Annotated in this window: 19 protein-coding genes and 1 tRNA gene; 11 read left to right on the forward strand and 9 right to left on the reverse strand. The window is 60.0% G+C overall.

Going from position 1 to position 20815, the window contains the following annotated elements; all coding sequences use genetic code 11:
• Positions 1–25: 25 nt before the first annotated feature.
• From CEW89_RS06565 to CEW89_RS06575, 3 genes are read right to left on the reverse strand one after another with little or no spacing between them, the layout of a single operon-like run.
• The gene (locus CEW89_RS06565) at positions 26–478 is read right to left on the reverse strand and encodes a hypothetical protein (protein ID WP_096805359.1); all 453 of its coding nucleotides are present in this window, start codon (positions 476–478) and stop codon (positions 26–28) included.
• On the reverse strand, positions 475–849 hold the full coding sequence (locus CEW89_RS06570) for a hypothetical protein (protein ID WP_096805360.1): 375 nt from the start codon (positions 847–849) through the stop codon (positions 475–477). Before CEW89_RS06570 ends, CEW89_RS06565 begins: the two co-directional genes overlap by 4 nt.
• A 2-nt stretch (positions 850–851) precedes the next feature.
• Positions 852–2132, reverse strand: coding sequence for a DNA/RNA non-specific endonuclease (locus tag CEW89_RS06575; RefSeq protein WP_096805361.1), 1281 nt, complete (start codon positions 2130–2132; stop codon positions 852–854).
• A gap of 20 nt (positions 2133–2152) precedes the next feature.
• Between CEW89_RS06575 and CEW89_RS06580 the strand changes: the two genes are divergently transcribed.
• Entirely contained in the window at positions 2153–2869 is a 717-nt protein-coding gene (locus CEW89_RS06580; RefSeq protein ID WP_244906168.1) for a site-specific integrase, read from the forward strand.
• Between the two features lie 8 nt (positions 2870–2877).
• Here the strand turns inward: CEW89_RS06580 and CEW89_RS06585 are convergent.
• A tRNA-Leu gene (locus tag CEW89_RS06585) sits at positions 2878–2961 on the reverse strand.
• A 143-nt stretch (positions 2962–3104) separates the two neighbouring features.
• Here CEW89_RS06585 and CEW89_RS06590 point away from each other — a divergent pair.
• On the forward strand, positions 3105–3425 hold the full coding sequence (locus CEW89_RS06590) for a Hint domain-containing protein (protein ID WP_066708977.1): 321 nt from the start codon (positions 3105–3107) through the stop codon (positions 3423–3425).
• A 90-nt stretch (positions 3426–3515) separates the two neighbouring features.
• Here CEW89_RS06590 and CEW89_RS06595 read toward each other — a convergent pair whose 3' ends face one another.
• Entirely contained in the window at positions 3516–5216 is a 1701-nt protein-coding gene (locus CEW89_RS06595) for an NAD(P)H-hydrate dehydratase (RefSeq protein WP_096805362.1), read from the reverse strand.
• 172 nt (positions 5217–5388) lie between these two features.
• On the opposite strand from CEW89_RS06595, the gene CEW89_RS06600 reads away from it, so the two are divergent.
• The 3 genes from CEW89_RS06600 (at position 5389) to CEW89_RS06610 (ending at position 7723) form a co-directional block, all read left to right on the forward strand.
• Positions 5389–5727 (forward strand): P-II family nitrogen regulator, encoded by a 339-nt coding sequence (locus tag CEW89_RS06600; protein ID WP_066708988.1) that lies wholly within the window; start codon positions 5389–5391, stop codon positions 5725–5727.
• Positions 5728–5815: 88 nt separating this feature from the next.
• A complete protein-coding gene (glnA, locus tag CEW89_RS06605) occupies positions 5816–7222 on the forward strand; it encodes a type I glutamate--ammonia ligase (RefSeq protein ID WP_066708991.1) in 1407 nt (468 codons plus the stop codon).
• An 81-nt stretch (positions 7223–7303) separates the two neighbouring features.
• Entirely contained in the window at positions 7304–7723 is a 420-nt protein-coding gene (locus CEW89_RS06610) for a DUF1284 domain-containing protein (RefSeq protein WP_096805363.1), read from the forward strand.
• Between the two features lie 316 nt (positions 7724–8039).
• Here CEW89_RS06610 and CEW89_RS06615 read toward each other — a convergent pair whose 3' ends face one another.
• Together CEW89_RS06615 and CEW89_RS06620 are read right to left on the reverse strand one after the other, a co-directional pair.
• Positions 8040–8492: a DUF6314 family protein gene (locus CEW89_RS06615; protein ID WP_066708996.1), complete on the reverse strand. Its 453-nt coding sequence runs from the start codon at positions 8490–8492 to the stop codon at positions 8040–8042.
• Between the two features lie 6 nt (positions 8493–8498).
• Positions 8499–9062 (reverse strand): GAF domain-containing protein, encoded by a 564-nt coding sequence (locus CEW89_RS06620; protein WP_096805364.1) that lies wholly within the window; start codon positions 9060–9062, stop codon positions 8499–8501.
• Positions 9063–9167: 105 nt separating this feature from the next.
• On the opposite strand from CEW89_RS06620, the gene purB reads away from it, so the two are divergent.
• The 5 genes from purB (at position 9168) to CEW89_RS06640 (ending at position 13891) form a co-directional block, all read left to right on the forward strand.
• Positions 9168–10472, forward strand: a complete 1305-nt coding sequence (gene purB / locus CEW89_RS06625; protein WP_096805365.1) for an adenylosuccinate lyase — start codon at positions 9168–9170, stop codon at positions 10470–10472.
• Between the two features lie 120 nt (positions 10473–10592).
• A complete protein-coding gene (locus CEW89_RS20720) occupies positions 10593–10757 on the forward strand; it encodes a hypothetical protein (RefSeq protein ID WP_155846202.1) in 165 nt (54 codons plus the stop codon).
• A 118-nt stretch (positions 10758–10875) separates the two neighbouring features.
• On the forward strand, positions 10876–11955 hold the full coding sequence (locus CEW89_RS06630; RefSeq protein WP_342352349.1) for a flagellar motor switch protein FliG: 1080 nt from the start codon (positions 10876–10878) through the stop codon (positions 11953–11955).
• 80 nt (positions 11956–12035) lie between these two features.
• Complete coding sequence (locus CEW89_RS06635; RefSeq protein WP_096805366.1) at positions 12036–12941, forward strand: DMT family transporter; 906 nt, start codon at positions 12036–12038, stop codon at positions 12939–12941.
• Positions 12938–13891, forward strand: a complete 954-nt coding sequence (locus CEW89_RS06640) for a lysophospholipid acyltransferase family protein (protein WP_096805367.1) — start codon at positions 12938–12940, stop codon at positions 13889–13891. The genes CEW89_RS06635 and CEW89_RS06640 overlap by 4 nt, the downstream gene beginning before the upstream one ends.
• Positions 13892–13914: 23 nt before the next feature.
• Here CEW89_RS06640 and CEW89_RS06645 read toward each other — a convergent pair whose 3' ends face one another.
• Complete coding sequence (locus CEW89_RS06645; RefSeq protein WP_198403513.1) at positions 13915–14673, reverse strand: DUF1223 domain-containing protein; 759 nt, start codon at positions 14671–14673, stop codon at positions 13915–13917.
• A 179-nt stretch (positions 14674–14852) separates the two neighbouring features.
• Positions 14853–17642, reverse strand: a complete 2790-nt coding sequence (locus tag CEW89_RS06650; RefSeq protein ID WP_096805368.1) for a bifunctional aconitate hydratase 2/2-methylisocitrate dehydratase — start codon at positions 17640–17642, stop codon at positions 14853–14855.
• A 335-nt stretch (positions 17643–17977) separates the two neighbouring features.
• Between CEW89_RS06650 and acnA the strand changes: the two genes are divergently transcribed.
• Positions 17978–20725 (forward strand): aconitate hydratase AcnA, encoded by a 2748-nt coding sequence (gene acnA, locus CEW89_RS06655; RefSeq protein ID WP_096805369.1) that lies wholly within the window; start codon positions 17978–17980, stop codon positions 20723–20725.
• The last annotated feature ends 90 nt before the right edge of the window (positions 20726–20815 follow it).

A 20815-nucleotide genomic window follows, 5' to 3' on the forward strand; every position in this document is an offset into this window, starting at 1 on the left:
GCTGGCATATCTGTCGCTCTCGCTCCTAAGAACCGTTCCGAGACCATACTGCGCGCGACCCGCGTTTGTGAAGTCGCCTCATATCTGAAAAATCTGGCTTCAATTCCCGGATCTTCGTCTTGTAATTTTCCTCGGTCACCATCCAGCGATAGGGATCGTTATACTCGTAAAAAAGACGCAGATCCGGCTCCGCTCGACCGAACTGCAAAAGCACGGTCTTCCACGGATGCGTCTCCTGTTCGGGATGCATCAGGCGCAATGTGGACAGCGGCGTCAAAACAGCTTGCAGCGGGAATGAAAATCCCGTGGCATAGCCCAGACGGTCGAACACATAAGCCCCGCCGCCGCAGCCCTTGTCCGTGTCCGAAAGCCACAGCCAGGCGGAGACGGAGGCCCAGTCGGGGCGGAAATTTTCGGGGATTTCCGCCTCGATCATTTTGGCGATCTTGCGCGCCTGGACTTCCTCTTCGAAGGTCATTGGTCGAACTTTGGCCGAAGCTCTTCGATATAGCCATTGATGTCCGCCGGGCGGACCCGCCAGCGGCTGTCGTCTTTGTCCTCGAACTCTGTTTTGTAACGGCCAGACAGGCGGTCGAATTGCACCAGCATTTTGATCGGCAGCTTGTCGTTGCCGTAGATGTCTTTGAGGTAGGCGGCAACATCGTCCTCAAATGCAAAGAAATCCGGAGCAATAGCTATGTAATCATCATGTGTGTAAAGGTAGCCATTCGAACTTTCAGGGCGCCCTTTTGTGTCGATTCCAAATATTGCAGAAAACGAAACCCATTCGTTTGCAAATTCTTCCTCATTATCGACAATTGCCTGGATGAGATTGTTAATCGAAGCCATTCTTACCTCGCATAGTTTTGTTGCATTTCACGCCATGTTATTCGTTTAAAGCTTTGACCAGGCTCGTTTTCAAACCTCTGTCTGCCTCGATAGACGGTTTTTCCCGTTTGCGGATCTTTCACCAGATACTGAGTTCTAAATTCATCCGGTCGCACGGCCCCCGGCGGATAAACGTCGATCTTGAAATCGACCTCATAGCCCATCTTTGTCCAGTCGGCCCATTCATTCTCCATGGTCCGCCACGCGCCCATATTGAGGTTCCCGGCCTGAGGTGCAATGCCCTGATCCGGCGTGTCACCGAAAAAACGGTGTGCACCAAGGTGGCCGCCCTGATCCCCGTCTTTGCCAAGCTTTCCGACGCCCGTTGCACCATCCCCGCGCCGGGTCGATCCGAAGTCTTGCCGGATCGTGCCCTCACTGTTCATCGGACGCCCCGTCGTCTCATCATACTGGATGATTTCTTCGTTGGTGCCGCGTTGGTGACGGGTAACCACATCACTCAGCCAGGCCAGAAGCTCCGCCTGGCCGATCCATTGATCGCGGACCTTCCCATCCAGCCAGCGCACCAGCGAATTCGGCGTCCAGTCGTCCACGTCGATATCCAGCGAAAGCTGCTCGGAACTGTCCGCCGCCGAGATTGACAGGTGGTTGCCGTCTAGATCGATCTCGAAGGTGTTGGTCGTCTCGACAATATCGAACTCTGCCTTGGTCAGCCGTGCCGGATGATCGGCCAGCGACCAGTCGTGATATTCCATCAGGATATCGGTATCGCCAAAGACCAGCTCACCCTGCACATACGCCATCAGTCGCGGCACGGTGAATTCTTCACCCAGATGGGCGGGGGCCAGATCATCGACGTGCTGCGCCTTGAACGCATCCAGTTTCTCACGCAGCACGCCATGCAAGCGCTCAGGGGCCATCTTGAACAGTCGCTCTTCATCCTTGGGCTTGGGCACGCCGGTGAACTCGATCCGGGTCTTGCCGTCATCTCCCGCCGACACCGTGATCTTGCCGGGCGCGACACCGCCGATCTCCTTACGTTCCGCCTCGGAGGCGTCCAGCTCCACCGTCATAGTCGGACGCGGCCGGGTTTGCCGTCCGAACAGCCCGTCATCAAGCCCCGGCTGCTCTGCCTCGATATTGTCTTCCGCTTCGCCCTCTTCGAACCCCATATCGACCAGCTTGTCGCGCAGACTGACAGCGGCCTCAGAGAAATGCTTCGACACCAACTTGGCGTAGGACTTATTCAGCGCCGGTTCCTTACGCTTCGTCGCATAGGGCAAAGGCTAACGAGCGGATCGCTGTGCTGTCGATCCTCCTGCAGCGGGCAATGGATCTTGAGTGGGTTGACCGCAATCCAGTGGCAAACATCCGCAAGCTCAAGGGCGGCTCTTATAAAGCGTGGCCTGCAGCCACGTTGGAAGCATATGAGCAGCACTGTGAAGATCATGGTCTGTCGGTCGCTCGGACAATCTATGAACTTGCGATCGGCACGGGCCAGCGGCTCGGGGATTGCGTAGCGATGAAGTGGGATGGTTTTGACGGTGAATATATGTCGGTCGTTCAGCAAAAGACGGGCGCTAAGATCGACGTTTACTGCCCGGCGCGATTGCAGGCCTATCTTGCTGGGCTTCCCCGGCGCGGAAAGCACATTCTTGCCAAGAACGCGACCGAACCGCTTGGCAAGCGGCAGGTGCAGAAGGCCGTAGAGAACGTGCGCGAAGCGATTGGCGTCAAGGATGGGGATGACAGGTTGGTGCCCCACGGGTGGCGCTACACGGCAGCCAAGGAGATGGCCGATGCGGGTGTCGATATCCGCGGCATCCAATCGGTGACGGGGCACAAGACCCTTGAGATGGCTCAGAAATATGCTTCCGGCGCGGATCAGAAAAAGGCGTCGAAACGGGCGCAACAGAAGCGGGAACAAAACAGCGACAAACCCGGAAAGTGCGAAACAAATTGCGAAACTTCGCCGGTGTCGCGGGGGCAAACAAAGGAGAATCCTGAGAATGATCAATAATTTCAAAGTGGTGCGGGTGAAGGGACTCGAACCCCCACGCCAAAGGCGCCAGAACCTAAATCTGGTGCGTCTACCAATTTCGCCACACCCGCATGAGCGTGCTGATAGCAAAAGCGCAACACTAGGAAAAGAGCCAATCGCCCGCGAGGCGGCGAGCCAAGAAAATCCTGTGCGTTAACACAAAATTACCATATTCTCGGGACCATATGAGGCAGAGACATTCAGAGGCCCTGACATGACCTATAAAGGCAGCGGGCACGATCATGAGCAGGACGGCGGGCGAAATCCGTCGAGACCGCTCCACGTGCGTGACATTTTACCCAATCACGACAAGGGCTTGCCCCTTGGCACCAAGGTGATGACCGCCGATGGCATCCTGCCGGTCGAGTTTCTCGAACCCGGAGATCGTGTGATCACACGGGCCGGCATGCGGACTCTTTTGGGCATAGACACACCCGCACCGAAGAGGTTCAAGCTGACCTTCGAGCGTGAAGAAATCATCTATGCCGACGGGCTGATGGTGATGAGCGAGACGGGAGTACCCTTCGCCGCCTGATTTTTACGCAGTCTGAGCGATGTAATAAAAAGCCGCCCTTTCGAGGCGGCTTTTGTTTTGAGTATTTGTGGCAGCAAAGGAAACCGAAAGTCAGAGCCCCAGCGCCCGGAAGACCTTTGGCAATTCTTCGGGCAGGTCCTCAGCGATCAGACCGGGGCCAAAGCTGCGGGCCGCTTCGACATGGAGCCAGGCGGCGGTTTCCGCAGCATGATGTGGGGCAAGCCCGCGCGCCAGGAGACCGGTGATCAGCCCCGCAAGGACATCGCCGGAGCCAGCGGTCGCGAGCCACGGCGCGGCGCGATCGTAGACGGCGGCGTTGATCGAACAGCGCCCGTTCGGCGAAGCGATCACCGTATCGGGGCCTTTGAACAGCACCGTGCAGCCGGCGCGTTTGGCCGCCTCACGCGTGGCATCGACTTTGCTATAGGCCGGGCCCTTGATGGGCGGCTCGGCCAGTTTGGTGGCAAGGTCTGGGAAGAGACGCTTGAACTCGCCCGCGTGGGGCGTGAGGACGCAGTTTGCGTGCAGGTCGGCAAAGCCGGTTTCACTTTCCGAGAGCGCGGTGAGCGCATCGGCATCGAGCACGGTGGCACGTTTGGCGGCGAGCGCATAGGGCAGGAACTCCCCTGCCCGTTCGACGCCAAAACCGGGACCGATGCAGAGCGCGTTGAGGCGTTTGTCGGTCAGGACGCGGGTTAGAATTTCCGGCGTATCGATTTCGGTCAGCATGATGGTGGTGATCTGTGCGGCGACTTCTGTGACGGCCTCATGCGGGGTGCCGAGCGTGACGAGGCCCGCCCCCACACGGAGGGCGGCACGGGCAGAGAGACGCGCGGCGCCGGTCTTGCCGGAGAGACCGGAGAGGATCAGGGGGTGGCCGTGAGTGTATTTGTGGTCTTGGGGATCTTTCCCCCAAAGCATAAGCGGCTGCGCAAAGGATCTGTTTTCCTTCACAATCGGCGACATGTGAACAAGACAGACCTCGGGGCGACGGACAAGCTTGGCGGCACGACCAGTCTTCTGGCCGCTCTTATCAAGAATATCTCTGCGCGAATTTTCACGGAAGTCCTGCACACCAATATCAACCACACGCAACTTGCCGCAAAGGAATGGGCCATCATCCAAAAAGTGACCGCACTTCGGGCTGTCGAAAGTGACGGTCAGCGCCGCAAAGCCAATCCCTCCATACGGATAACGCGAACGAGGCAGTTGATTGAGTTGAATGGGTAAGTCAGCCAGCGCCGGATTTGACGGTTGCGCCAAGACCCTGCCGCTATCGAGGCACAACCCCGACGGACAATCGACGCATACTATTTTATCGTAGCGATCGCCATTTGCCCCCGCCAATTGCGACATTGTCGAGAGAGCCTCACCACTCAAAGCGCGCGACACCCCAGTCCCGAACAAAGCATCCACAACGACATCGCAGTCACTGTGCCTAAATTCTCGCGTGTTCAGCGGAGCAACCTCCCCCACCTCCCGCCACCGCTCATAATTCGCCTTCGCATCCGGCGGGAGTTTCTCAGGATCGCCATAGAGGAACACCTCCACCTCCCAGCCGCGTTGCTTCAACAGGCGCGCGATGACGAATCCGTCGCCGCCGTTGTTGCCGGGGCCGCAAAGGACCACGGCTTTGTAAGAAGAAAGCGCCAGTTCTGGCCATTCCTCGAAAATCGCCGCGACGACGCCCTGCCCGGCACGCTCCATCAGCTCGAGCCCCGAAACCTCCCCGCTGTCAATTGCCGCTCGCTCAACGGCGCGCATTTGTGCACTGGTCAGCAATTCTGCCATGTTTTGCCTCAAAAGTTTTCAAAATGCCCTTTTTAAACTCGCTTGGCACAAATATTGTGCATGCATATGCGAATCCTGTGGGCGTTTCACGCCCCCTCAGGTTAGTCGATTGTGACCGCATAAGAGAAATGGTCTGACAGTCAGCGAACAAAGTTTAGGGAGTCGAAGGTCCATGAAAAAGATCGAAGCTGTGATCAAGCCCTTCAAGCTCGACGAAGTGAAAGAGGCGCTGCAGGAGATCGGCGTGCAAGGTCTTTCCGTGGTCGAGGTCAAAGGGTTCGGGCGCCAGAAAGGCCACACGGAGCTGTACCGCGGCGCGGAATATGTCGTGGACTTCCTGCCGAAAGTGAAAATCGAGGTCGTCCTCTCCGACGATCAGGTCGACGGCGCCATCGAGGCGATCGTGACCGCGGCCAAGACCGACAAGATCGGCGACGGCAAGATTTTCGTCTCGCCTGTCGAACAGGCGATCCGTATCCGCACTGGCGAGTCTGGCGAAGACGCGCTGTAAGGGAGGCGCCGGGCGTGTTGCAGGGGACCCTGGCCACACGCCTCTCGCCACAAACACAATAACTCAACCAAAGGGATAAGGTCGAATTATGAGCATCCAAGACGTTCTCAAGACCATGAAAGACGAAGACGTACAGTACGTCGACGTCCGTTTTACCGACCCGCGCGGTAAGCTGCAGCACGTGACGCTGCGCCACACCGAAGTGGACGAAGACTTCTTCGAAGAAGGCTTCATGTTCGATGGCTCCTCCATCGCCGGCTGGAAGTCGATCGACCAGTCCGACATGAAACTGATCCCGGACCCGGCGTCTGTTTACATCGACCCGTTCTACGCCGAGAAAACCCTCTGCGTGCACTGCACCGTGGTCGAGCCGGACACCGGCGAATCCTACGACCGCGATCCGCGCGGCTGTGCGCAGCGCGCCGAGGCCTACCTGAAATCCTCCGGCATCGGCGACACGTTCTACTGCGGTCCGGAAGCTGAATTCTTTCTGTTCGACGACGTGCGTTACGCCGTGACCCCGAACAAGGTGGCCTATGAAATCGACGCCGACGGCGCCGCCTGGAACACCGACGCCGAATTCGAAATGGGCAACCTCGGTCACCGTCCGGGCTACAAGGGTGGCTATTTCCCGGTGAACCCGTCCGACGACGGCCAGGACATCCGTGGCGAAATGCTGACCACCATGGCCAACATGGGCATGAAGGTCGACAAACACCACCACGAGGTGGCGACCTCCCAGCACGAACTCGGCATGATCTTCGGCACGCTCACCGAACAGGCCGACAACCTTCAGAAATACAAATACGTGATCCACAACGTGGCTCTGGCCTATGGCCGTTCCGCGACCTTCATGCCGAAACCGATCAAAGGCGACAACGGCTCGGGCATGCACGTGAACATGTCGATCTGGAAAGACGGCAAGCCGCTCTTCGCTGGCGACAAATATGCCGATCTCTCCGACGAAGCCCTGTGGTTCATCGGCGGCATCCTGAAGCACGCGAAAGCGCTCAACGCCTTCACCAACCCGTCCACCAACTCCTACAAGCGTCTGATCCCGGGCTTCGAAGCTCCGGTTCTGCGTGCGTATTCCGCCCGTAACCGCTCTGGCTGCGTGCGTATTCCGTGGGCGGAATCCCCGAAAGCGAAACGTGTGGAAGCCCGCTTCCCTGACCCGTCCTCGAACCCGTATCTGTGCTTCGCCGCCCTGCTGATGGCTGGCCTCGACGGCATCAAGAACAAGATTGATCCGGGCCCCTCGTCGGACAAAGACCTCTACGATCTGCCGCCGGAAGAACTGGCCGAGATCCCGACCGTCTGCGGTTCGCTGCGTGAAGCGCTCGAAGAGCTGGAAAAAGACATGGACTTCCTGCTCGCCGGCGACGTGTTCACCAAGAGCCAGGTCGAAGGTTACATCGACCTCAAGTGGGAAGAGGTCTACGCCTTCGAACACACCCCGCACCCGGTCGAGTACGAAATGTACTACTCCTGCTAAGCGGGCATCGGTCTTCAGACTTGGAAAGGGCTCCCTCTCGGGGCCCTTTTCTTTTGCTCTTCTCTCGGGCTATCTCTCCCCATGATCCACCTGCGCCCCCATCATCTCCTCTGTCTGCTCACCTATGTCGGCAAAGGGTACTCCCCCGCCTTCGTCGCAGGCTACGACCGGATCGTCGCGCGGTTGAACGCAGGCGAAGAGATCGAAATCGTGGAGGGCCCGGACGACATTTGCGCCCCCATTGCCTGTGATATGAGCGAACATTGCCACGGCAGTTCGGTGATCTCACGGGATGCATTGGCGGCGCGGGAAGTGGGCCGGGTTCTGGAGCAGGGCATCTCTCAGGGCACCAAACTGGTGCTTGGCCCCGAGAGGCGCGCGACGCTGAGGGCCGCCTTTGCCCAAGGCGATGTCCGAACCGCCTGCCGGGGCTGCGAATGGTCCGATCTGTGCACGCAAGTTGCCCGGTCCGGGTTTTCGAATGTCCGTCTCTTGAGCTGATCACCCGCCTCTGACCGGCGAGCACGCGCTTCCGTCCGGTGAATCGTTTACCTTTTGTTAACCTTTGTTAAGATCAGACGTCATTTGAACGGACCCATTGCCATGAAACCCCTTCTCCTGGCCCTTTGCCTGCTCGCTCCTGTCGCAGCTTTCGCCGACAGCACTCCAAGATCCACGACGCCCGACCACCAGTCAGAACTCCGGCCCGATCTCTTGCAAAACCTATTGTCACCTGAGGCGCAGAACGGGGCAACGCTCTACCTCGCCGCCTGCTGCAAAGTGTGCCGCAAGGGCAAAGCCTGCGGCAACAGTTGCATCAATCGCGACAAGGCCTGTCATCAGCCTCCGGGCTGCGCCTGCGACGGCTGAATTGCGAGACACTTACGTAATCCTTGCGCGGGCCCTTGACCCGCCACTCTGCCGTCCAGAGCGGCCAGCCGGAGAAATCGTAGCGCACAGCATAGGCATCCGGGGCACAATCGTGATCGGCCCGTGGGATTGCTGCGTTCGGATCGAAGCGGTGAAAGAACCGGCCATCGTCGAAAAAGACCGCGATCCCCGCCGGATCGCTGCGCCAGAGATAGCGCCGTTCCGCCGAGAGGCTCGCCTGCCCCGGCACCGTCAAAGTCCCGCCTTCGGTACAGAGCAGCCCCTCGCCATCGCGGTCAAACCGGCAATAGCCCTCAAGCCGCGCCGTGCCCCCCGCCAGAGCATCCTCAATGTGTCGGGACAGCCGCCACATGCCCGCGAAATCGTCCAGTGTGATCATGCTGCCTTATAGCCCGCCGTGTCGCGCCTTGGCGAGGCATTCGAGCGCACGGGCACTGTCACGCACGAATTGCACCTCTTCATGGCTCCAATGACGGCGGTGGCTGTCGACTGCGGAAATTCCACCGAACACCTGCCCCCGGAACCGACAGGGCACTCCGATATAAGCCATGATCCCCATCACGGAGACAGCCCCCGTGTCCTTGATCAGCGGATGCACCAGAGTGTCGTCGATGACAATCTCACGGGCAAGGTCGACCACCAGATGACCGATGGTGTTCTCCGGCATCAGCACGCGTTCAAGATGCCGCCCCACCGGATGGTCGGTGTTGGCCAGCACCTCAAGCTGCGTGCCCGAAGCTGTCGGCAAGGCGCGAAAGGCCAGCACACCGGAGGGTGCGATCTGCGCATGAAGAGAAAATGCGATCTCCCTCACCTGAGGGTCACCGGAATCGAACATGGGAAATATGGCCTCATCCCTAAAGCCGAAAAGCACTTCGCAACGGGTCTGAGCCATAGCCATCACATCGGGCCGGTTGCGAAAGGCTTTCATCTTGCGGCAATCTAGCATGATCGGGCCCTGTCCCAAAGTGTTTTGCACGGTACGGCGGCTTGCGCGCGAAGCCCCTTCGCCGTAAGAGACCCGCAACGCGTTCTGTATAGGAAAGGCCTGCCGATGATCCCCCGTTATGCCCGCAAAGAGATGGTCGACATCTGGGAACCCGCCACCAAGTTCAAGATCTGGTACGAGATCGAGGCCCACGCCTGTGACGCTCAGGCCAAGCTTGGCGTGATCCCGCAGGAAAACGCGGATGCGGTGTGGAAAGCCAAGGATGTCGAATTCGACGTCGACCGCATCGACGAGATCGAAGCTGTCACCAAGCATGACGTCATCGCCTTTCTGACCCACCTCGCCGAACATGTCGGTTCTGAGGAGGCCCGTTTCGTCCATCAGGGCATGACCTCGTCCGACGTGCTCGACACCTGTCTCAACGTCCAGCTCGTGCGCGCCGCCGACCTCCTTCTGGCCGGCGTCGACAAGGTTCTGGCCGCGCTCAAGACCCGCGCTCTGGAGCACAAATATACCGTGCGCGTCGGTCGCTCTCACGGCATCCACGCCGAACCGACCACCATGGGCCTGACATTCGCGCGTTTCTACGCCGAGATGGATCGCAACAAGAATCGTCTCGAAAAAGCCAAATGGGAGATTGCCACCGGCGCAATTTCCGGCGCGGTCGGCACATTCGCCAATATCGACCCGGCGGTCGAAGAGCATGTCTGCGAGAAAATGGGCCTGCGCCCGGAGCCGATCTCGACCCAGGTCATCCCGCGTGACCGTCACGCCATGTTCTTTGCCACTTTGGGCGTGATTGCGTCGTCGATCGAAAACATCGCCATCGAGATCCGCCACATGCAGCGCACCGAAGTCCTCGAAGGCGCGGAATTCTTCTCCATGGGCCAAAAAGGCTCCTCGGCGATGCCGCACAAGAAAAACCCGGTTCTGACCGAAAATCTCACCGGTCTGGCGCGTCTGGTGCGCATGACCGTGGTGCCCGCGATGGAAAACGTGGCGCTCTGGCACGAACGCGATATTTCTCACTCGTCTGTGGAGCGCGGCATCGGCCCGGATGCGACCGTGACCTTGGACTTCGCGCTCAACCGTCTCGCCGGTGTGGTCGAGAAGATGCTGATCTTCCCGGACAACATGCTGGCCAACATGAACAAATTCCCGGGCCTCGTGATGTCCCAGCGCGTACTGCTGGCGCTGACCCAAGCCGGTGTGTCGCGCGAGGATGCCTATACGATGGTGCAGCGCAACGCCTTGAAAGTCTGGGAAGATCGCGTCGATTTCCGCGAACAGCTTCTGGCTGACAAGGACGTGGTCGCAGCCCTTGGCGTCGACGGGATCAATTCGAAATTCGACATGGACTACCACACCAAACACGTCGACACGATCTTCAAGCGGGTTTTTGGCGAGTAAACTCGCCGGGCTGGGTGTTCGGCGAATAAGCCCGACACAGCGCCAAGTGCAAAAACCTGAGAAAATCACCGATTCTGTGATACGATCTCCCGAAGGCCACCACGCTTTCGGGAGATTTTCATGTTGAAATACACGCTTCTCGCCCTCGCCCTGCTCATGCCCCTTTCCAACCCGCTCGCCGCGCAGGATTTCACCTGCCCGCATGAACAAAAGCTCGCTTCCTGCGCTGAGGGTTACACTTGGGACAAGGAAACCGGCACCTGCGTCGAGCAGATCGTCGGCTAACTCACAATTTTCGGCAAATTTCCGTCCACCGGTCACCTCCCGTTAAGCCTCATCAACGATACTGGGCAGAACCAAGGACTGAATCGCGAGTGAGGCGCGTGTGGACGGATTGCCGCAAATGAATGACATGGGAAACCTGCCCGATCTCGGCGATTTCGGCGGCATGACGGATTTCGACATGCCCTCGCCCGCGTCCCACATGCCCGCACGGCTGTCGAAAAAGGCCAAGGCCGCGATCATCGTCAAATTGTTGGCCGCGCAGGAGGTCAAACTGCCGCTCGCCAATTTCCCCGAAGAGCTGCAGGTCGAGCTGGCGCATCAACTGACCGAGCTGCGCTATATCGACAAGCACACGCTCACCTCCGTCGTCGAGGAATTCCTCGAAGAGATCGAGGCCATCGGCCTCTCCTTCCCCGGTGGCCTCGAAGGCGCCCTGAAGGTGCTCGATGGCACGATCTCCCCCACCACCGCCTCGAAACTGCGCTCGAACGCCGGGTTCTCCCTGACCGGCGATCCTTGGCAACGCATTTCCGACGTGGAAATCCCCCGGCTTTTGCCGATCCTGCAAGAGGAAAGCGTCGAGGTGGGTGCGGTGCTCTTGTCGAAACTCAAGGTCTCGAAAGCCGCCCAGCTCATGTCCATGCTGCCCGGCGAGCGCGCCCGCCGTGTCGCCTATGCGGTCTCGCTGACCTCCGGCGTCTCCCCCGAGGTGGTGCAGCGCATCGGCATTTCGCTTGCCGCCCAACTCGACGCCCAACCCTCCGCAGCCTTCCCCGAGGAGCCGCCGGAACGGGTCGGCGCGATCCTCAACTTCTCGTCTTCCACCACCCGGGACGGTGTGCTCGAAGGGCTCGATGAAACCGACAAGAATTTCGCAGACGAGGTGCGCAAGAACATCTTCACCTATGCCAATATCGCCACCCGCATCGACCCGCGCGATGTCGCCAAGGTGGTGCGCGCCGTGGAACAGGATATTCTGATCAAGGCGCTGGCAGGCGCCATCGGCGAGGCGGCGGCCTCCACCGAATTCATCCTCACGAACATGTCGAAACGCATGGCCGAAAGTCTGCGCGAAGAGATGGACAATCTCGGCAAGGTCAAGGACAGCGATGCCGAAGAGGCGATGAACGCCGTGGTTGCGGGTATCCGCGATCTCGAAGCGACCGGGGAGATTTTCCTTCTGACCGGGGACGACTGACCCCACGCCCCCCCGACAGCACAGTTCGGCGGCGATTTGATCGTATGGACAAACCCGCCGCGCGCCCCTAGCGTCGCCCGATGATCTGGTTTTCCCGCCTGCCCGCGCAATCGCGTGGCATCCTCTATATGCTGATTTCCGTCACCGTCTTCTCCTCGATGGACATGACCGCCAAGCTCCTGGGCCAGCGGGTGGATCTTTCGCAGGTGCTCTGGGCACGCTACGGTGGCCAGCTTCTGGTGCTGGTGCTGATCTTCGCGCCGCGTCTCCCCCGCGCCCTCAGGACCGAGCATCCCTGGCTACAACTGGCGCGCGGGCTGATGCAACTGGGGGCCGCCGCCTGTTTCTTCAGCGCGCTGCGCACGCAGGGTCTGGCGGAGACCACCGCCATCGCCGATCTGGCCCCCGTGTTCATCACCCTCGGCGCGGCGCTTTTTCTGGGCGAAACCGTCGGACCGCACCGCATGACAGGGATCGTCGCAGCGCTGATCGGTGCGCTGATCATCATCCGCCCGGGTGCTGCGGTATTCGCCCCCGCCTCGCTCTGGCCTCTGGGCACCGCTGCCTGTCTCGCGGGCTACGCTCTGGCCACCCGCTACATCGGATTGAAGGAAAGCCCGCTCACCGGGCTCCTCTATTCCGGGCTGATCTGCACCGGGGTCATGAGCCTGATTGTACCGTTCCGCTGGATCGCCCCGGACAGCACGGCCCTGATGCTCATGCTGCTGATCGGTTGTCTCGGCACGGTCGGGCAATTGATGATGATCCGCGCCTATGCGGTCGCGGAAGCCTCGGCCATCGCGCCGTTTTCCTATGCCGGGCTTCTGGCCGCTGCAGGCTGGGGGCTTCTGGTCTTCGGCACGGTGCCGGACCGCTGGACCGTCCTCGGTGCTCTTGTGATCGTGACCGCCGGGCTCTATGTCTGGCACCGGGAACGCAGGAACGGCACGGCAGACCCCGTGCCCGAGGAAATGGGGCAGCCATGAAGGTCAAACGCGGAGAGATCGAGGGCACATTGGGGCAGTACCTTGGCAATCTCGCCACGCGCGGGCTTTTGTCCATGGCACTTGCCCTGCCCTATCGCAGCCGCGTGCGTGCCATGGGCTGGTTCATGTCACATGTCTTTGCGCCACTCGCGGGCTACAACACACGGGTGCGCGGCAACCTGCATCATGTGTTGCCGCAGATGCCGGAGGCGGAGGTCAAACGCCTGATGCGCGCGGTGCCGGACAATGCCGGGCGCACCCTGATCGAGATCTATTCCGGTCCCGAATTCATCGCCCGGATGAAGGACATCCGCTTTGAGGGGCCCGGCGCCGAGATCCTGCGCGAGGCGCGTGACAATCGCCGCCCCGTGATTCTGCACACCGGGCATTTCGGCAATTACGACGTACCACGCGCCGCCCTCATCGCCCATGGCTATGACGTCGGGTCGCTCTACAACCCGATGAAGAACAAGTTTTTCAACGAACATTACGTCAAGGCGATCGGCACCATCGGCCAGCCGCTGTTCCCGCGCGGACGTCGGGGCTATGCGCAATTGCTCAAACATCTGAAATCTGGCGGGATGATCGGGTTTCTCTCGGATGTCTATGTCAACCAGGGCGCGCTCCTGACGTTCTTCGGCCAACCGGCGCCCACCGCCCTGTCCGCGGCGGAACTCGCCTTGAAATACGACGCGCTTCTGGTGCCGATCTATGGCGTGCGGCTCGAGGACGGGTTGAATTTCCGGGTACAGGTCGAGGCCCCCATCCCTCATTCCACCCCCGAGAAGATGGCGCAGGCACTCAACGACAGTCTCGAAGCGATCACGCGCCAGCACATGGAACAATGGTTCTGGATTCACCGCCGCTGGAAGCCTGAGAAACAGGCGCGCAGACAGGCGAAACTCGAAGCCGAAAAACGCCGCGCCGCGGAAGATCGGGCAGAAGAGTAAGGCAAGCTGCCGAAGCGGGAGCCTCAGTCGAGACGGCTCGCCGCCAGGATCGGACCGGGTCCCGTCGGGGTTGCCGCCTGCAGGATCACCGCAACGCTTTCCGGCCCGCGCGCATCGACCGTCACGGCCAGCGGCGCAAGCCCGTTCCATTCCGCCAACGGTCGCCATTCGGTGACGATATTGCTGTAATCCACCACTTGCCCGGCGTTTTCGCCGCGTTCGATGGTGACCCGCTCATGCGGATCGAAGCGCACGACCTGAAGTCGCATCGCGGGTGGCAGAGGCCCCTCGGGCACCGCCGTGATCGACAGGCGCTCGCCCTCGCGGGTCACGGTGAGATCGACCGGCGCCGGCGGCGCGCTCATCTGATGCATCACCATATCGGCGAGGTGCATCGGCTTGGCACCGACGAGAAAATCCGCCCCCTGCACGATGATCTGAGGCGTGTAGATCGTGCGTTTGCCGATGGCATGGGCATAGGATTTCTGGCGAATGGTGAATTGCGGCTGGGCGAAATGATCGCGCCAGCCGATATAATCCCAGTAATCGACATGCAGCGACAGCGGCAGAATGCCCTCACGCGTCGCCAGCTCGCGCATCATTTCGTCGGCGGGCGGACAGGAGGAACATCCCTGCGAAGTGAAGAGCTCGACCACCACGAGATTGTCGTCCGGGTCGGCCAGCGCAGGTGCGGCGGACAGCGTGGCCAGAACCCCGGCAGCCAAAAGCCTCCCACGGGTGTGGGGGAGAAAATCAGTCAGGGCTGCCAGAATCTGTCGCATAGAGGCTCCGTCGGTTGCCTTACAGGTCTAAGCCGGGATGGGCGCTGAGGCCAATCAAGGATTTGCGAGAAGCTGTTACAGCGTCGCGAACCTGTCCCGAAAGACAGGTCCAAAAGACGGAAAAGGGCGGCATTTCTGCCGCCCTGCGTCTGTTTTGCGTTGCGAAACCGGAAATCCGATCAGAAATGCGCAGATTTCGCCGTGCTCGGCACCTGAAGCGGCGGTGCGAATTTGGTCAGGTCGATGCCCTCGACCGCCTTCTTGTACTCGTCGAGCGTGGGCGTGCGGCCCAGAATGGCGGAGAGAACCACAACCGGGGTCGACGCGAGAAGGCTTTCGCCTTTCTTCTCGGCGCTGTCTTCCACGACGCGGCCCTGGAACAGGCGGGTCGAGGTGGCCAGCACGGTGTCGCCCTTCTCGGCTTTCTCCTGGTTGCCCATGCAGAGGTTACAGCCCGGGCGTTCGAGGTAGAGCGTATTCTCATACTCGGTGCGCGCCTGCGCTTTCGGGAAGAGATCGTCGAACTCGAAGCCGGAGTATTTCTGCAGCACTTCCCAGTCACCTTCGGCTTTCAGCTCGTCGATGATGTTGTAGGTCGGTGCGGCGACCACGAGCGGCGCTTTGAATTCGACCTTGCCGGTCTCTTTCTCCAAGTTCTTGAGCATCTGAGCGACGATTTTCATGTCGCCCTTGTGCACCATGCAGGACCCCACAAAGCCCAGATCCACCTTCTTCTCGGCGCCATAATAGGAAACCGGACGAATGGTGTCGTGGGTGTAGCGCTTGGAGACGTCGGCGTTGTTCACGTCGGGATCGGCGATCATCGGCTCGTCGATCAGGTCGAGATCGACAACAACCTCGGCGAAGTATTTCGCACCTTCGTCCGGGGTCAGTGCCGGTTTCTCGCCGGATTTGATCTCGGCGATGCGCTTGTCGGCTTTGTCGATCAGGCCTTGAAGCGTTTTCGCCTCGTTGTCCATGCCCTTGTCGATCATCACCTGAATGCGCGATTTCGCCAACTCAAGAGACCCGATCAGCGTCTCGTCGTTGGAGATACAGATGGAGGCCTTCGCCTTCATCTCAGCGGTCCAGTCGGTGAAGGTGAAGGCCTGGTCCGCGAGCAGCGTGCCGATGTGCACTTCGATCACGCGGCCTTGGAAGACGTTGTCCCCGCATTGCTTGAGCATCTGCGCCTGGGTCGCATGAACAACATCGCGGAAGTCCATGTAATCCTTCATTTCGCCTTTGAACGTCACTTTGACGGACTCGGGGATCGGCATGGTCGCCTCACCGGTCGCCAGCGCCAAAGCCACGGTGCCGGAGTCGGCGCCGAAGGCCACGCCTTTGGACATCCGGGTGTGGCTGTCGCCGCCCACGATGATGTCCCAGTCATCCACGGTGATGTCGTTCAGCACCTTGTGGATCACGTCGGTCATGGCGTGGTAGTGGTCTTTCGGGTCACGCGCGGTGATCAGGCCGAATTTGTTCATGAAGGACATGAGTTTGGGGATGTTGGCCTGCGCCTTTTTGTCCCAAACGGACGCCGTGTGACAGCCAGACTGATAGGCGCCGTCGACGGAGGGCGAAATCACGGTGGCGGCCATGGCTTCGAGTTCCTGCGAGGTCATCAGACCCGTGGTGTCCTGAGAGCCAACGATGTTGACCTTCACACGCACGTCGGAGCCCGCCAAAAGCGGCTCTTTCGCCAGAACGCCCACGGCGTTGCGGTTGAAGATTTTCTCAACAGCAGTAAGGCCCTGGCCCGGGTTGGTGATCTCTTTCGACGGCGCGAAGACCAGCGGCGCTTCGACGCCCAGCGTCTCGGCAGCGATGGTCTGAAGTTTCTTGCCGAAGACGACGGCGTAGGAACCACCGGCCTTCATGAACTCGACCTTTTGCGGCGTGAAGGCGGAGGAGACGTCGGCCAGCTCGGTGCCGTCGGCATCGTAGAGTTTCTTCTCTTTGGTGTTGATGGTCAGCACCTTGCCGGTCTCGACAGAGTATTTCTGCTCAAGGATCGGGTCGCCATTCTCATCGAGAACCGGCTTGCCGTTCTCGTCGAGTTTCTTGACCCAGTTCTTGAGATCGAGGCCAATGCCGCCAGTCACGCCCACGGTGGTGAGGAAGATCGGCGAAATGCCGTTGGTCCCGGCCACGACCGGGGCGATGTTGACGAAGGGCACATAGGGGGAGGCCTGTTTGCCGGTCCAGAGTGCGACGTTGTTCACACCGGACATCCGGGACGAGCCCACACCCATGGTGCCTTTTTCCGCGATCAGCATGACGCGGGCCTCGGGGTGTTTCTTTTGCAGTTCCTGGATTTCCGCCTGCGCTTCCGGCGTGATCATGCATTTGCCGTGCAGCTCACGGTCGGAACGCGAGTGCGCCTGATTGCCCGGGGACAGAAGGTCGGTGGAAATGTCACCCTCGGCGGCGATGTAGGTGACGACTTTGATCTCTTCTTCGACATCCGGCAGTTTGGTGAAGAATTCGGCCTTGGCGTAGCTTTCCAGAATGTCTTTTGCGACCGCGTTGCCGGCCTCATAAGCGGCTTTCAGACGGTTCGTGTCGGCCTCGTAGAGGAAGACCTGGGTCTTGAGCACATCGGCGGCCTTGGCGGCCAGAGCGGCATCATCCCCCAGCGCGATGTCGAGCAGCACTTCGATGGACGGCCCGCCCTTCATGTGGGACAGCAGTTCAAACGCGAAATCCGGGGTGATTTCGGCGACAGTGACCTCGCCCAGAATGATTTTCTTGAGGAAAGCCGCCTTCACGCCCGCCGCCGAGGTGGTGCCCGGCAGGGTGTTGTAGATGAAGAAGTTCAGCGCGTCCTTGCGGTATTCGCTGCCCGTGTCTTCGATCAGGGAAATCAGCTCGGCAACCAGCGCGCCATCGTCGATGGGCTTCGGGTGCAGCCCCTCGCCTTTGCGCGTTTCGATCTCGGTTAGGTAGTCGGTGTACAAGCTCATGACGGTCCCTGACAATTGGTGACAGAAGGTGGTGACGGAAAGAGGGAAAGCCGGGACCGCCAGCATGGCGCGAAACCCGACTCTCCGATTTGTATGCAAAAGTATACCATGCGAAATCCGGTTGCAAGATGTTCAGCACCGGCAAGGCGTATTCTCTGCGATATTTTCCAACTTTCTCTGCACGAAGACACAGCTCCCGCGCAAGCACTCAGTGCACTGTGCGGGAAAGCTCAGCATCATGGACAAACCTCGCAAAAGGACTAAGTTTCCCCCAGCACCACGCAGGCGGAATCACGATGGTTCCGCCACGCAGTTTCACATATCCGGAGGTCCCCATGACAGTTGTTGTCGGTCAAGATACCGCAAAAACCCGCCGCGAACTTGAGGTGAACGGACAGAAAATCGCCTATTACTCGATCCCCGCCGCACAAGAGGCCGGTTTTGGCGATTTCTCCAAGCTCCCCGCCTCGCTGAAAGTCGTTCTGGAGAACATCCTGCGGTTCGAGGATGGCGGTTTCTCCGTCTCCACGGATGACATCAAGGCCTTTTCTGAGTGGGCCGAGAAAGGTGGGCAGAACCCGCGCGAGATCGCCTATCGCCCGGCCCGCGTGTTGATGCAGGATTTCACCGGCGTGCCCGCAGTCGTGGACCTTGCCGCCATGCGCGACGGCATTCTGGGCCTCGGTGGCGACGCCAAGAAAATCAACCCGCTCGTCCCCGTCGATCTGGTGATCGACCACTCGGTGATGATCGACGAATTCGGCAACCCGCGCGCCTTCCAGATGAACGTCGACCGTGAATATGAACGCAACATGGAACGCTACCAGTTCCTCAAATGGGGCCAGACCGCGTTCGAGAACTTCCGCGTCGTGCCGCCGGGAACCGGGATTTGTCACCAGGTGAACGTCGAGTACCTCGCGCAGACCGTCTGGACCGACAAGGATCAGAACGGCGTGGACGTCGCCTATCCCGACACGCTCGTGGGTACCGACAGCCACACCACCATGGTCAACGGGCTTGCCGTTCTGGGCTGGGGCGTTGGCGGGATCGAGGCCGAAGCCGCCATGCTCGGCCAGCCGATCTCCATGCTGATCCCCGAAGTTGTGGGCTTTAAACTCACCGGCGAGATGGTCGAGGGCACCACCGGAACGGACTTGGTGCTCAAGGTCGTGGAAATGCTGCGCAAACACGGCGTTGTCGGCAAATTCGTTGAATTCTACGGCGACGGTCTCGACAAGCTGCCGCTCGCGCAACGCGCCACCATTGCCAACATGGCGCCCGAATATGGCGCGACCTGTGGCTTCTTCCCGATTGACGCGGAAACCCTGCGCTACCTGCGCCAGACCGGCCGCGACGAAGACCGTATCGCCCTCGTCGAGGCCTATGCCAAGGAAAACGGATTCTGGCGCGGTGCGGATTACGAACCGATCTATTCCTCCACGCTGCATCTCGACATGGGCACCATCGTTCCTGCGATCTCCGGCCCGAAACGTCCGCAGGATTATGTCGCACTGACCGACGCCGCTTCGTCTTTCGCGAAAGTGGTCGCGGATTATCGCGGCATCGACGTCTCCGACGCCGCCAAGGACATGCTGGACGAAGGCCCCGCGGCAACGAAATCTGTCGACATCCGCAAATCGCACCCCGTGAAGGGCAAGGAGTTCGATCTGCATGACGGCTCGGTCGTGATCGCCTCGATCACGTCCTGCACCAACACCTCGAACCCCTATGTGATGATCGGCGCGGGTCTTGTCGCCCGCAAAGCCCGCGCGCTTGGCCTCAACCGCAAACCTTGGGTGAAAACGTCGCTGGCACCGGGCTCGCAGGTGGTGACCGAATATCTTGAGGCGGCCGGTCTGCAAGAGGATCTCGACGCCATCGGCTTCAACCTTGTGGGTTATGGCTGCACCACCTGTATCGGCAACTCCGGCCCCATCGCGCCCGAGTTCTCCGAAGCCATCGCGGAAGGCGATCTGATCGCCACCTCCGTTCTGTCAGGCAACCGCAACTTCGAGGGCCGTATCAGCCCCGACGTACGCGCCAACTACCTCGCCTCCCCGCCGCTCGTGGTGGCCTATGCTTTGGCGGGCGACATGAACATCGACCTCAGCTCCGAGCCGCTCGGGCAGGACAAGGACGGCAACGATGTCTTCCTGAAAGACATCTGGCCGACCAACGCCGAGATTTCGGAACTCGTCGACAAGACCGTGACCCGCGAAGCCTTCCTCAGGAAATACGCCGATGTGTTTAAAGGCGATGAGAAATGGCAGGGCGTGAAAGTGTCTGGCGGCGAGACCTACGACTGGCCGCCAGAGTCGACCTATATCCAGAACCCGCCCTATTTCCAGGGCATGGGGGCGGAGAAAGGCTCGATCAAAAACATCGAGAACGCGAAAGTGATGCTCATCCTCGGCGATATGGTCACCACCGACCACATCTCGCCCGCCGGTTCGTTCAAGGAAAGCACCCCTGCGGGCAAATTCCTCACCGAACACGGCGTGCCGGTGCGGGAGTTCAACTCTTATGGCTCGCGCCGCGGCAACCACGAGATCATGATGCGCGGCACCTTCGCCAACATCCGGATCAAGAACGAGATGCTCGACGGGGTTGAAGGCGGCTACACCAAAGGCCCGGACGGCGAACAGACTTCGGTCTTCGAGGCGTCCATGGCCTATCAGGCCCAAGGCACGCCACTCGTGGTCTTCGGCGGCGAACAATATGGCGCGGGGTCCTCGCGCGACTGGGCCGCGAAAGGCACGGCGCTTTTGGGCGTCAAAGCCGTAATCGCCGAGAGCTTTGAGCGCATCCACCGCTCGAACCTGGTGGGTATGGGGGTTGTGCCCTTTGAGTTCACCGGTGGCGACACCCGCAAAACGCTGGGCCTCAAGGGCGATGAGACCATCACCATTCTGGGCCTCGACACGGTCAAACCGCTTGAGACCCTCGATTGCGCGATCACCTATGGCGACGGCTCGACCAAAACGATCAAGGTCAAGTGCCGCATCGATACCCAGCCGGAGATCGAATATATCGAGAACGGCGGCGTGCTGCATTATGTGCTGCGGAATTTGGCGAAGTCGTAAGCAAAGCGCGCCTCAGAGATGTGAAAGCCCCGCGGAAACGCGGGGCTTTTGTTTTGAGTATTTGTGCAACACAGGAAACGGGTTAGGTTT

The organism is Celeribacter ethanolicus (genome assembly GCF_002407265.1).
GTDB classification, from domain to species: Bacteria; Pseudomonadota; Alphaproteobacteria; order Rhodobacterales; family Rhodobacteraceae; genus Celeribacter; species Celeribacter ethanolicus.